The following is a 12,794-nucleotide window of genomic DNA, read 5'->3' as shown; positions in this document are numbered from 1 at the left end:
CTGATTAGTCGCGATCCGCTCTAGCTGTCGTCCGACTTGCCGAGCCAGCGATAGACGATACCGCCGAGTGCGCCGCCGATCAGCGGGGCAACCCAGAACAGCCAGAGCTGCGCCAGCGCCCAGTCACCGACAAAGATCGCCTGACCGGTCGAACGCGCCGGATTAACCGACGTGTTGGTGACAGGGATCGAGATCAGGTGGATCAACGTCAGCGCCAGGCCGATCGCGAGCGGCGCGAAGCCGGCCGGCGCGCGTTTATCGGTGACGCCCATGATGATCAAGATGAAGAAGAACGTCAGCACGATCTCGGCCGCCAGGGCCGCGACGATCGTGTAACCGCCCGGCGAGTTTTCGCCGAAGCCGTTGGCGGCGAAACCGGTCTCCAGACCAAATTCCGCGTTACCGCTGGCGATGACGTAAAGCACCGCCGCTGCGGCGATCGCGCCGACGACCTGGGCGACCCAGTATGGGATCACCTGGCCCGCGCCAAAACGGCCGCCGGCCCAAAGGCCCAGCGTCACCGCCGGATTGAAGTGGCCGCCTGAAATGTGACCGACCGCGTAAGCCATGGTCAGCACGGTAAGACCAAAGGCGAGCGAAACGCCCAGAAGGCCAATGCCGACTTCCGGAAAGGCCGCGGCCAAGACTGCCGAACCGCATCCCCCGAAAACCAGCCAGAATGTTCCCAGAAACTCGGCACCAAGCCGTTGTGCCATCGACATCGCATATCCCCCGATCTGCGTATCTGAAGGCCGCACCATAGGCTGCGTTATCGCCGCTTCCAACCCGGGAATTGGCCAAATTTGTCAGTCTTTCTGGCAGAACGGGGTCAGAAAAACGCTTCGACCACCGTAAGTAACGCGGCGATCACTGCGACCCGCCGATCAAGCGCATGATCTCGTCGGATGGACGAACATCCCCAAAGATCCGATAGAAAGTCGTCAAGGTGGCCTCATGAAGACCAAAGGCGTGACCAGCCATGGCATCGGATACCATGACAACGCGATAGCCTAGCTCGACGGCGTCCCGCGCCGACGATTCACAACACACGTTCGTCACGGTTCCCGCGATCAAGATTGTGTCGATCGACCGCGGGTACAGCTGCTCGTGCAGATCGCTCTTGCCCGGAAAGAAGGCGCTGGCGCCTAGCTTGACAGCATGAATGTCGCCTTCGGCAACGTCCAGCTCCGGCCATAACTTCGACAACGGGTTATCGGGTTGTGCCTGCTCGTGAAACGCTCTGGCACGCTCGTGACCAACGATCGCCACCATGATCGGGTCGATCTTGTCACCCGGCTGGACCGTAACCCAGGCGACGACACCGCCGGCGGCGCGCACGCGGCCGGCCAGCTTGTTGACGGTGGGCACGATCCTCACTGTCGCATTATCGCGCTCCATGGAGGCGGCCATGAGATCAAGAACCACCAGCGCCGTTGTTGCCGGATTAAGGCTCTCGAACGCATGCAGGCGGCCGCGCCGTTCGACGACCTTGGCGACAACGCGGCTGTTAAGACCGCTGGGATGGTGTGGGGTGAACATGACATCAAATCCGCTGCGAGGCTGGCCAGTCTTGGCCGACCCAGCATGTCAGGAACCTACCCTCACCCAAACCATTTTGTGTTTGTCGGCTAGTGTTACGCCGTCGCGGCAGCAACCTCGCTCTCAAGATGCATGGCTAGATTACCGGCAAGCGCATGGCTGCTCGCCAATTTCTCGCGCTTCCTCTAAGCGACCCGGATCGGTGTAGACTGGGATTTCCTGAGATACGGCGAAACCATCTGGGGACGTGCGCCATGATGATGCCCTGCATCCCACCCGATCCCAATCCGCGGCCGCCGCGCTTTGCCATGCCGGCGGGCGCCACCGACAGCCACGCCCACGTCATCGACCCGCCGTCGCGCCTGCCCTATGTGGACGAACGTTTCTTCGATCCGCCGCCTGCCCCGCTTGAGGCTTACCAGGCACTGCACAAGGTGCTCGGCATCGAACGCGCGGTGCTGGTGACGCTCTCGGTCTACGGCACCAACAACACGGTCGCGCTGGACGCCATCGCCGGTTACGGCAGGGATCGCGCGCGCGGCATCGCGGTGGTCGACGAAAACGTCAGCGACGATGAACTCGCCAAGCTCGACGCCGGCGGCTTCCGCGGTGCGCGGTTCAATATCGTAATGGGCGGCGGTGTCGGCCTCCATGCCGTCGAATTGCTGGCGCCGCGCCTGCGCGAGCTGGGCTGGCATATCCAGTTGTTTCTTGACGTCCACAAGAACCTCGAGGAGATCGAACCGGTCGTCCGCACTTGCGGCATGCCGGTCGTCGTTGACCACATGGGTTTCATGCAGACGACGGAAGGCATCGACAACCCGGGCTTCCAACGTTTCCTCGACCTCGTGCGCGACGGCATCTGCTGGGCCAAGCTCTCCGGCAACTACCGCATATCCTCAGAACGTCCGTACTATCGCGATGCCATTCCGTTCGCGCGCGCGCTGATCGAGGCGGCACCACAACACATGGTCTGGGGCACCGACTGGCCCCATGTCACACAGGCCGACTACATGCCCAATGACGGCGATCTGCTCGACGCACTCGACGACTACGCGCCGGAGCCGGAACTGAAACAGGCGATCCTGGTCGATAATCCGGCGCGGCTCTACGGCTTCGCCTGACGCGGCGGACGATCAGCGGAAGTACGCGTCGACCTCCGCGAAATCGGGGATGTCGCGCAGAAATCCGAACGTTTCGTGCTCGGCCATCTCCCGCGCGGCCGCTAGCAGAGCGCCATAGGACAGCAGCGCCAGGGCCGAACCCATGCTGATGCGCCGTACGCCGGCTTCGGCCAGCCGTTCCATGTCGACTGCCGCGTCCATCGCTTCAACGGTGACGTTGACCGGTTTGTCGAGCGCATCGCACACGGTGCGGATCATCGCGATATCGTTGATGCCGGGCGCATAGAGCACGTCCGCCCCGGGAGCCTGAAAGTCCTGCAAACGTGCGATGACGGCATCCAGATCATCGCCGCCCCAAAGGAAACTGTCGCAGCGCGCGGTAAGCACGAAGTCGTCGGCAAGCGAGCGGCAGGCCTGCGACGCCGCGGCGATCCGCTCGACCGCGAGATCGTGATCGAAGATAGGTTCAGCGGGATCGCCGGTGTGGTCTTCGATGGAACAGCCGGCCAAACCAATCTCGGCAGCGGCCAGAATGGTCTCGTGAACGGCTTCGGGACTGTCGCCGAACCCCTTTTCCAGATCGGCCGACACCGGCAGCGGCGTCGCCGCGACGATGGTGCGGCAGTGGTCCAGCACGAGATCGCGGGTCATCGCGCCGTCGCGCAGCCCATGGGCATGCGCCATGCCGGCGCTGGTCGTCGCCAGCGCCTTGAAGCCGATGGCGGCCAGCAGCCGTGCCGAGCCAGCATCCCAGGGGTTGGGTATGATGAAGGCTCCCGGCGCTTCGTGCAGCGCGCGGAACGTATCAACAGTCTGACCCATTGCCGCCACTCCCTCTCGATCGTGGCAGGCAGTCTAGGCTCCCTCTCCTGACAGCGTTATGCCAGGAGTGCTGACAGCGAGGTTGCAGGAACACCGCGCAGCGCCTTGACCAGACGCTTACGCCTTCACGAAGTTCGATGCGCCGTACACCGTCAGAAACGTGCAGCCGTCCTGACCGCTGCAAAAATCCTTGTCCATCGTGCCGGTTTCGGCAGCGCTCGCCCAGCCCGGCCGCAGCAGCTTGCCGTTCTGGGTCGCCTCGCCCTCGATCATGTAGACGAACTCCGGGGCTTCATGCACGTGGTCGGGATAGGGGGTGAAAGGTGCGAACCGGTAGAGCTCCATGGTCTGGCCATTGACCGTGCCCAGGGCCATAACCTCGACACCGTCGGCATTCGGGCTTGGTTGCCACGGTGTCGATGCGGTATCGGTGAAAACGAAGCGCGGTGCCACGGGTCCGTCCTCCTTCTTTGATCAGAAGCGGCCCGGCGGCGGCGCGACACCCCGTCGAATTGCCCCCGGCCGGGCCTGTCACTAGAGTTCACGTGACCCGGCCAGCCTGGCACCGGACAGGCGGCGCGGTGAAACGATGAATGCTGGGGCAAGGGGTTAACGGACGTTATGCGAGGCCTGCGCAAAGACCTGCCGCCGCTGGATCTTCTGGTCGCCTTCGAGGCGGCGGCACGTCACGGCAGCTTCACAGCCGCTGCCGACGAGATCAGCCTGACGCAGGCCGCCGTCAGCCGCCAGATCCGCCTGTTGGAGGAAAGCCTCGGGCAGCAACTTTTCATGCGCGGCCACCGCTCCGTCCAGCTGAGCGCGGAAGGGCGGATGTTCCTCGAAGAGGTCACGATCGCGCTCAACCATATCGCCAACGCCGCTCGCAACATCCGCGAAACCCCACACAAGGAAAGGGTGTCGGTCGCGGCGACCCACTCCATCTCGACCCTGTGGCTGTTGCCGCGCATCAAGTCCTATGCCGACGTCGATGCGACCTGCGACGTCGTCTTGTTCTCATCCGATATCGACGACGATTGTCTGTCGGAGGATGTCGACATGATCATCCTGCGCGGCGACGGCAATTGGAGCGGCTACCATGCGCACCGGCTGTTGGACGAGGAGATCTTCCCGGTCTGCAGCCCAGGCTATTTGGCCACGGCGCCGGCGCTGACCTCGCCCGCTGATCTGCTGAACCACCGTTTGATCGACGTCGCCGCCGGTCACGATGAATGGGTCAACTGGCGCATCTGGCTGACCGAAGCAGGCATCGGTCCCCTACCGGAGCAGCGCCATCTCCAGGTCAATACCTATCCCCTGGCCATCCAGGCGGCGCGCGATGGGCTGGGTGTGGCGCTTGGCTGGAGACACCTGATTGACGCCGCGGTCGACAGCGGCGATCTGGTCCGCCCCCTTGCTGACACGCTAACGACACGGGATGGCTATTACCTGCTGGTCAGAAAGGAGCGCATCCCGTCAACCCATGCCCAGGTGTTTCAGGACTGGTTGATTGCCGCAGCCACCTAAGCCACCACGTTCAGCTTGTGACCCTGTTTCCGTCTTGTTGTCGCCGCGCAACCGCCACCGCAACAAAACGCAAGACAACAGATGTTCCACAATACTCGGCAGCACCGGGCGTCGTGCCCCACCGTTGACCGCGACCTCAGCGAGCCGACTGCCGACACTGCGGGATCAAACGTTATCAACGAACGAAAAAAGGCCCGGGACGACAACGCCGTCCCGGGCCCCTTGGTTGGCTCGCTCGCCGGATCAGGCCAGCCAGAACTCGACCGCGGTCTCCAGCGTCGCAACGTCGATGTCGGCGGAGACGCCGCGCAGCTCGATGGTGCCGCCGGGATGCTCGATCTCCAGGCTGTGGAACCGGGTCTCGCCCAAGGTCACAACTCCGGCGTCGACCAGATCCTTGACCTCGACCTTGCCGGGATCGTTGAGCGCCTGGATATCGGCCAGGACGTCGGGATCGCCGCCGCGAAGATCCAGCACCAGCTTGTCACCCTGCTTCAGGCTGAAATCCTTGACGACATCATGGCCCTCATCCGGGTTGAACGGGTTAAAGACAAACATGTCGGCATCGCGTCCGCCCTTCAGATAGTCGTTGCCGGACCCGCCAATGACAATGTCCTCGCCGCGCCCGCCGCTGACGTAATCGTTGCCGTCACCGCCAAGCACGGTGTCGTCGCCGCGGCCACCGAAAACGTAGTCACGGTCATCGCCGCCGTTGACATAGTCATTGTCGCGACCGCCTGAGAGCCAGTCGCGGCCGTCGCCGCCATTGATCAGATCCTCGCCACGGCCGCCGAAGACCTTGTCGTTGCCGCCGCCGGCAAAGGCGAAGTCGTCACCGCTGCCCAGGAAGATCTTCTCCCTGGCATCGCTGCCGATGACCGCGTCGGAACCTCGGCCGGTCCACACGAAACCGCCGTCGGCAAAGGTGAAGTCGACCGGGCTCAACACCCCGTCGATGACCTGCACCGTACCGTTATCGGCCGGCAGATCGGTCAGGCCCGGCACGTAGGCGGGATCGGCAAGACCGGGCTCCTGATCGCCAAGGGTATTGCCGTCTGGAACCAGATCGGTGCCGGCCAGTGTCTGGACCGAATCAAGCGCCTGGATCTCGCTGACCGACTTTTGGCCGACGGAGATGTGAAACTCCAGAACGCCACGCAAGAAAGCGGCGGGATCATCCGCCGGCGACAGTGCGGCGGATGCCGCGACCAGGGCCGATGTCGCCTCGGCCTCGGTGTTGACCGATGGGTCGAAGACCCGGGCCAGGCCGATGAAAGCCTCATCGGTCGGCGCGAAAACGGTCAGGTTTTGGGTTGGATCGAACGCCGCGTTCACCAAGCCCGTACTATCCGGATCGGCGGTTTGCAGAGCGGCCAGAAGGATGTCGAAAGCCTGCAGACCGTTGCCACCGGAATTGGCGAGGACAATGTCCCCAATCGTGTTGCTCATCAAGGCACTCCCTGAGTGGAAATGACCTTCCCCAGAACGAGCGTAGGTCGGAAACATCACCGCGGATCACAGCCAGTCATAACAAGGCCGTGAACACCGACGTTTTACGCCAAAAAAATGCGCAGGCGTGAACGGAAGTTGCACGCCCGTGATTTCCCGTTCACCGCGTGTAAATCGACCGCCCGTCCGACTGTCCATCCGGTGATAGGACGATGACGCCCGGACGCGATTCGCGCGCCGGGCGTGCTCCCTCAGTAGGTCTGTTCGACGTAGAGATTATCCGGCAGGACCTTACGCTCGTAGTCGGGATTGGAGACCCGGTCGGGCAAGACGACGGGATCGTGCGGAACGTCGGCATAGGGTATCTGGCGCAACAGGTGGTTGATGCAGTTCAACCGCGCCCGCTTCTTGTCGTCGCCCTCGACGATGAACCACGGCGCCTCCGGTATGTTGGTTCTTTCGAACATCTCCTCCTTGACCTTGGTGTACTGCTCCCAGCGCACCCGCGACTGCAGGTCCATCGGGCTCAGCTTCCACTGTTTCAAGGGGTCGTGGATGCGCATCAAGAAGCGCAGTTGCTGTTCCTGGTCGGTAATCGAGAACCAGTATTTGATAAGCTTGATGCCGGAGCGCGCCAGCATGCGCTCAAACTCCGGCACGTCGTGGAAGAACTGGTCGACCTCGTCCGACGATGCGAAGTCCATGACCCTCTCGACGCCGGCGCGGTTGTACCAGGAACGGTCGAACAGCACGATCTCGCCCGCCCCGGGCAGGTGCGGCACATATCGCTGGAAGTACCATTGCGACTTTTCGCGTTCGCTTGGCGCCGGCAGCGCGACCGTGCGGCAGACGCGCGGGTTCAGGCGCTGGGTGATGCGTTTGATAACGCCACCCTTGCCGGCGGCATCACGGCCCTCGAAGATCACGACCATCTTGTAGCCGGTCTCGACGATCCAATCCTGCATCTTCACCAGTTCGGCCTGCAGACGCAGCAGCTCGTGGAAATAGGTGCGCCGGTCAAGTGTCGACTTGTGCTTGAGATCGGTGATCTGTTTGAGCTCTCGGGCGATACGCTCGTCATCAATCTCCATCTCGAGCTCTTCATCAAAGCTATCTTGCAGCTCCGCCTCGACCCAACTCTGTTCCCTCGGCTTGTTCATACTCTCGTTCTTCCCCTGCTCCGTTCGGTACGCGATGAATCCGAGAAGCGTCGCCGTGCTCCCGAAAGCAGAACCTATGACAACATTGCATCCATTGTGTGACCGGCAGCAAAGCGATCGGCTTTCGCCACCGATTTGCGTCAGGTCACACGAAGCCAGCGACCACGGGCGTTGCATCGCGATGCCGTGATGCCGCCCATTCTGGCCATCTGAGGTTCCTCGCGAACTCGCATTATGGTCAGCTTCGGACATCATGCCAACACGCGCCGGCAAACGAGCGAGGGTCGCCGATAAACTGCCCCTGGCGGCGCGGGGCTGCCCCGTGCAGTATCGCTAGCCTGGGCGGTCTAGCCGGTGTCTCGTCTAACCGCCCCGAACCGATCTAGGGAGATGGTGATGGAGTCGATCACGGTGCCGGCCGGGCATGGCCGCGCGTTCAAGCTTTCCGAGGGCCAGCGCCTTCGCGTTACAACACCGAAGGGCCAGCAGTCCGCTGACTTCTTCGCCTTCCGCGACGGCGACATGACCGACTGGCTGTCGCCGCTGCACACGTGGATGCCAACACGCGCGCTGCACCCCAGAGTCGGCGACACCTTCTTGAGCCGTATGCGCGAGCCCATGCTCGACTTCATCGAGGATGGCGCCGAGGGGATCCACGACCTGCTGATCGCGCCGTGCGATCCCATCCGCTATGCGCAGTTCGGCGATAAGGACCACCGAAGCTGCATCGGGAATCTCATGGAGGCGATGCAGGAGCTTGGTCACCAGGTCCCGATCCCGCCGCCCGCCGTCAACTTCTTCACGACAACCACGGTCACCGACGGATTCATCTTCGAGACACCGGCGACGCCGGTCGCGAAGCCCGGCGCCTATGTCGTGCTGGAGGCGCGGATGGATCTTCTGTGCGCCATCTCGTCCTGTCCCTATGACCTCACCGGCCCGGGATGGAACATCAATTCACCCGACGGCCCGACGGAGATCCTCGTCGAACTGCATTGAGGTTGGGTGGCTTGCATGGCGCTGTCCATTCGACGACGGGGTCGGCCACCCCTAAACTCACCTGCATGTCTACCGAACTCGGTTGCCTGGATGCCCTGCCCCGCGTGCACCTTGGCCACGCACCAACGCCCATCGATCAGATGGCGAACCTGGCGCGCGGGCTTGACGGCTTGACGCTCCAGGTCAAGCGCGACGACTGCACCGGCCTTGCCTTCGGCGGCAACAAGGTCCGCCAGCTCGAGTTCTACATGGGCGAGGCGCAGGCACGGCGCGCCGACACGATTCTGATCACCGGCGCGCGCCAGTCGAACTTCGTGCGCCTCGCCGCCGCGGCGGCGCGCAGTCTGGGCATGGAGTGCCACATCCAACTGGAAGAACGGGTGGTGCGCGATGATCCGCTCTATCGTGAGTCCGGCAACGTGCTGCTCGATCGTTTGCTCGGCGCGACGCTCCACGCCTACCCCAAGGGCGAAGACGAATCAGGTGCCGACCGGCAACTCGAGGTTCTCGCGACGGATCTCGCAAACAAAGGACGACGGCCCTATGTCATCCATCTGGCGCCCGGTCACAAACCGCTCGGCGCGTTGGGTTATGTAGTCGCCGCGCGCGAACTGCTCCAACAGCTTCGCGATGCCAAGCAGTCCGTCGACACACTTGTCGTCGGATCAGGCAGCGGCAGTACCCATGCGGGCCTCTTGTTCGGCCTGCGCGCGATAGGCTCAACAATTGGGGTTCATGGTGTCTGCGTGCGCCGTGACGCCCATGCGCAACACGGCCGGATCGCCGCGCGGTGCGGCGAGATCGCCGGCCTCTTGGGCGTATCATCGCCGGTGGCGGAAACCGACATCCAACTCGACGACCGTTTCCTGGCACCGGGTTACGGCCTGCTGAACGACGCGACAAAGGATGCCATCGAACGGGCCGCGCGTGAGGAAGCCCTGATCCTGGATCCCGTTTACACCGGCAAGGTCATGGCGGCTTTCCTGGACCACGCGTCACGGGCCGCGTCCGGCCAGTCGCTGCTGTTCTGGCACACCGGCGGGACACCAGCCCTGTTCAGCTACGGCAGCGATCTGACGCAAGGACAGGACTGACGCGACACCGTTACCCCGGCGCATTCTCCGCGTCACCGTGGACATGCGCCGCCGACACGCGTTCAGCCGCCATTCTCTTCAGCGCCTCGCGATCGACCTTGCCGGTTGGGTTAAGCGGCATCTCGTCGATGACGACGACAACTTCCGGCGCCTTATACCCGACCTGCTGGCGCGCGGCCTCGATGATCTCCTGGCTTAACGGCCGGTCAAAGCCATCGCGTATGGTGACGTAGACCCAGACATTCTCGCCATGGATGGCATCGCGAACGCCGACGACACCGGCCAGATCGACAGCCGGATGGGTCAGCACCGCCATCTCGACCTCCAGGGGCGAAATGTTGGAGCTGTCGTGGACGATGATCTGTTTCTTGCGGCCGCGGAACCAAAAGTAGACGTCTTCGTCGACCGCCAGGATGTCGCCGGTATCGTACCACCCGTCCTGCAGTGCTTCCGCAGTGGCGTCGGGGTTGTTCCAGTAACCCGTCATGACGGCTGGGCCCTTCCGGAACAAGCGACCGTCGGATCCGTTCGGCACCTCGTGCCCTTCTTCGTCACGCAGCGACGCCACGTAACCGGGATTGAGGAGGCCGACCGACCCTCTTTTAATGAGGCCAGACGGCGGGTTCAAAAAGGCCGTCCCTGCCTCGGTCATGCCGAACAGCTCGTCGATCGGCAAACCCGCCACTTGGGCGACCTCATCTTCCAGGTCCGAGGGAATCGTATCGCCGCCGGACAACAATAGACGCAGAGACGCAAAGTCATCAGGCCGTGCGCCGTGATCGCGAATAAGCGCCGATAGCGCGGCCGGCAGGACAAACGCTGCTGTTGGCCTGAACTCACGCAGGACCGGCAGAAATTCATCGGGATCGAAGTTGCGTGCGATGGCCAGCTGGCCGCCAACCGACAGAATGCCAAGCGCCATCTTCAGCGAACCCATGTGGGATATGGATGAACCTGCCATGAAGACGTCGTCCGCACTCAACTCCATGCCCCGCGCTATGCTGGCAACGAGGTAACCGAATGATTTTAAAGTGTGCGTTGCGCCTTTCGGTTTGCCCGTGCTGCCGGACGTGAAAAGCACGAAAGCCGGCGTATCGGGATCCGGGTATGGTAGATCTCTCTCCGGCGGCGCTTCCGCGAGCAGCGCCTCGACGGCGAGACTGTCACCAACAGTACCAGCCGCCACGATAGTGCCACAGCGCAGCTTCGCCGCCTCGCTGCTCGCGGCGACATCGTCCTCGCGCTCGCTATGGACGACCAGCATCGACGCGCCGCCGACGGACATGGCGTGGTCCATCTCCGGCGGCGTATAGCGATAGTTCAGCGGCATCGCCACGAAGCCCGCCTTGAAGCAGGCGATATAGTGGACCATCAGAACGGTCCGGTTCGGCAGCAGCGATGCCACGCGGTCGCCCGGCTCCAAACCACGCGCCATATAGTTGAGCGCCAGACGCGTGCTTGCCTCGTCAAGTTCACGCCATGTCCAACGCATGCGCAGCGACACGAGCGCCAGTTCGTCCGGTCTTTCCGCCAGCCCGCGTTCCAGGATACGCGGCAGATCGACCGGGCGCTCAAGACGCGGTCCGCTTAACGGCATGACGTCAAACGCATCGTGCTGAGGGCGGGAGCCACGGGGCGCGCGTTAGCTGACCGCATTGTCCTTCGTTTCCTTCGAGAAGATGATGAACATCAGATGCACCACCGCCAGCAAGGTGATGTAGTAGGCCAAGGAGAAGATGTCGTCGGTCCAGGCGTAGAGATACTGGCAGATGATTGGTGTCAATCCGCCAGCGATCGTCAGCGCCGCGTTGTAGCCGATCGCGCCGCCTGTGCACCGCGTCGCAAACGGGAACATCTCCGCGATCGCCGTCGTCAGGATCGATGCGGTCGGCGCCAGCGCGATGCCGTAGATCACGCAGGCAATGATGATGTAGGTCAGGTTGCCGGTGCTGATCAGCGCGAAAATCGGATAGCTCAGGACAATGAAGAGCACGGCGCCGACAGCCATGACCGGGCGGCGTCCTGTTTGGTCGGATATGAACCCGCAGATCGGTATCAACACCGTCGCGACCGCCAGGCAAAAGACGATCGCCAGGTTGGCCTTCTCCAGACTCAACCCGATGTTGTGGGTCAGGAACGACGGCAGGAAACCGAGGGCGAAATAGTTACCCATCGCCATCAAGATGCCGTAGCCGAAGGAGATGAACAGCAGATTGACCTGGGAGAACAAGGACGACCTGATCGGGTTGGTGTTCAGCGTGTCGTTCTTCTTGTGCTCCAGGAACACCGGCGATTCCTCGACCGACGATAACAACCACGACACCGCGCCGCCGATCAGCAGGAACGAGACAAACGGTATGCGCCAGCCCCAGCTCGCGATCTGCGCGTCGCTCAGCTGTGTCGTGATGATGAAGAACGACATGATGCCCAGAAGAAAGCCCAAGAAAACCCCGCTCATGACGCTGCTGGAAATCAATCCGCGGCTCTTCAGGTTGGGATGAAACTCCAGCAGCAGCGCCGTCGAGTTGGTCGGCTCCGCCGAGATCGCCATGGTCTGCCCGATGCGGATCAGAAACAGCAGGATGATGGAGACGACGCCGAGCGTGTCGTAACCGGGCATGCAACCGATCGCCGTCGTGAAGAGTGTCGAGAGAATGACTGTGGCGAGCAGCGTATTCTTGCGGCCGTGCCGGTCGGCGAAGGCACCTGAGATGATCGCGCCCAGCGGCCGGAAGACGAAACTGACGGCAAAGATCGCGAAGTAGAGCAGCAGCGACGTCTCGTAACTGCTGAACGGAAAGAAGACGCGCGAGAGAACCGGTGAGAAATAGGCATAAAGCGCGAAATCGGCCCACGCGATCGTGTTGCCGAAGATGACGGTGACGATGACGCGGTAGTTGACGGGAGACGACGTTGACGGTTGGGCGGCGCTTTCGCTCATGGGCTCGACAGATCATACAATCTTGCCGGCTCTCGGTGAGACATCCGGCAACCATTGGACGGTACCACAAGCCGATCATCCCTGCGAATTGAGCGCCTGCGGCTTCGGTCCCGGCGTGACGCGGTGTAAGCTGACTGCCTGT

General features: G+C 62.6%; 12 protein-coding genes. 4 read left to right on the top strand and 8 right to left on the bottom strand.

The genetic code is table 11. From position 1 onward, the window contains the following. Window positions 1-20: 20 nt before the first annotated feature. Both aqpZ and AAF563_09255 read right to left on the bottom strand, forming a co-directional pair. The gene (aqpZ, locus tag AAF563_09260) at window positions 21-716 is read right to left on the bottom strand and encodes an aquaporin Z (protein MEM7121451.1); all 696 of its coding nucleotides are present in this window, start codon (window positions 714-716) and stop codon (window positions 21-23) included. 151 nt (window positions 717-867) lie between these two features. Beyond that, a complete protein-coding gene (locus AAF563_09255; protein ID MEM7121450.1) occupies window positions 868-1,539 on the bottom strand; it encodes a cysteine hydrolase in 672 nt (223 codons plus the stop codon). 254 nt (window positions 1,540-1,793) lie between these two features. Here AAF563_09255 and AAF563_09250 point away from each other — a divergent pair, with 254 nt between their 5' ends. Beyond that, a complete protein-coding gene (locus tag AAF563_09250) occupies window positions 1,794-2,663 on the top strand; it encodes an amidohydrolase family protein (protein MEM7121449.1) in 870 nt (289 codons plus the stop codon). A 12-nt stretch (window positions 2,664-2,675) separates the two neighbouring features. On the opposite strand, the gene AAF563_09245 is transcribed toward AAF563_09250, so the two are convergent. Next, on the bottom strand, window positions 2,676-3,485 hold the full coding sequence (locus tag AAF563_09245; protein MEM7121448.1) for an isocitrate lyase/phosphoenolpyruvate mutase family protein: 810 nt from the start codon (window positions 3,483-3,485) through the stop codon (window positions 2,676-2,678). A 117-nt stretch (window positions 3,486-3,602) separates the two neighbouring features. Continuing rightward, window positions 3,603-3,938 carry a hypothetical protein gene (locus tag AAF563_09240; protein MEM7121447.1) on the bottom strand — a complete coding sequence of 112 codons (336 nt, stop codon included), beginning with the start codon at window positions 3,936-3,938 and terminating at the stop codon, window positions 3,603-3,605. A gap of 168 nt (window positions 3,939-4,106) precedes the next feature. Between AAF563_09240 and AAF563_09235 the strand changes: the two genes are divergently transcribed. Beyond that, complete coding sequence (locus tag AAF563_09235; GenBank protein MEM7121446.1) at window positions 4,107-5,009, top strand: LysR substrate-binding domain-containing protein; 903 nt, start codon at window positions 4,107-4,109, stop codon at window positions 5,007-5,009. Window positions 5,010-5,252: 243 nt separating this feature from the next. Here the strand turns inward: AAF563_09235 and AAF563_09230 are convergent, their stop codons facing one another. Continuing rightward, window positions 5,253-6,458 carry a fasciclin domain-containing protein gene (locus tag AAF563_09230; protein ID MEM7121445.1) on the bottom strand — a complete coding sequence of 402 codons (1,206 nt, stop codon included), beginning with the start codon at window positions 6,456-6,458 and terminating at the stop codon, window positions 5,253-5,255. A gap of 251 nt (window positions 6,459-6,709) precedes the next feature. Beyond that, window positions 6,710-7,618 carry a polyphosphate kinase 2 gene (gene ppk2 / locus AAF563_09225; protein ID MEM7121444.1) on the bottom strand — a complete coding sequence of 303 codons (909 nt, stop codon included), beginning with the start codon at window positions 7,616-7,618 and terminating at the stop codon, window positions 6,710-6,712. A gap of 396 nt (window positions 7,619-8,014) precedes the next feature. Between ppk2 and AAF563_09220 the strand changes: the two genes are divergently transcribed. Further along, the gene (locus AAF563_09220; protein MEM7121443.1) at window positions 8,015-8,617 is read left to right on the top strand and encodes an urea carboxylase-associated family protein; all 603 of its coding nucleotides are present in this window, start codon (window positions 8,015-8,017) and stop codon (window positions 8,615-8,617) included. A 65-nt stretch (window positions 8,618-8,682) separates the two neighbouring features. Then, on the top strand, window positions 8,683-9,711 hold the full coding sequence (locus AAF563_09215) for a D-cysteine desulfhydrase family protein (protein ID MEM7121442.1): 1,029 nt from the start codon (window positions 8,683-8,685) through the stop codon (window positions 9,709-9,711). A 10-nt stretch (window positions 9,712-9,721) separates the two neighbouring features. On the opposite strand, the gene AAF563_09210 is transcribed toward AAF563_09215, so the two are convergent. Then, window positions 9,722-11,308 (bottom strand): class I adenylate-forming enzyme family protein, encoded by a 1,587-nt coding sequence (locus AAF563_09210; GenBank protein MEM7121441.1) that lies wholly within the window; start codon window positions 11,306-11,308, stop codon window positions 9,722-9,724. Between the two features lie 45 nt (window positions 11,309-11,353). Then, window positions 11,354-12,652 (bottom strand): MFS transporter, encoded by a 1,299-nt coding sequence (locus AAF563_09205; protein ID MEM7121440.1) that lies wholly within the window; start codon window positions 12,650-12,652, stop codon window positions 11,354-11,356. Between the last annotated feature and the right edge of the window lie 142 nt (window positions 12,653-12,794).

It is taken from the genome of Pseudomonadota bacterium (genome assembly GCA_039028155.1).
GTDB lineage: Bacteria > Pseudomonadota > Alphaproteobacteria > SP197 > SP197 > JANQGO01.
This window is presented reverse-complemented; position numbering and strand designations above follow the sequence as displayed.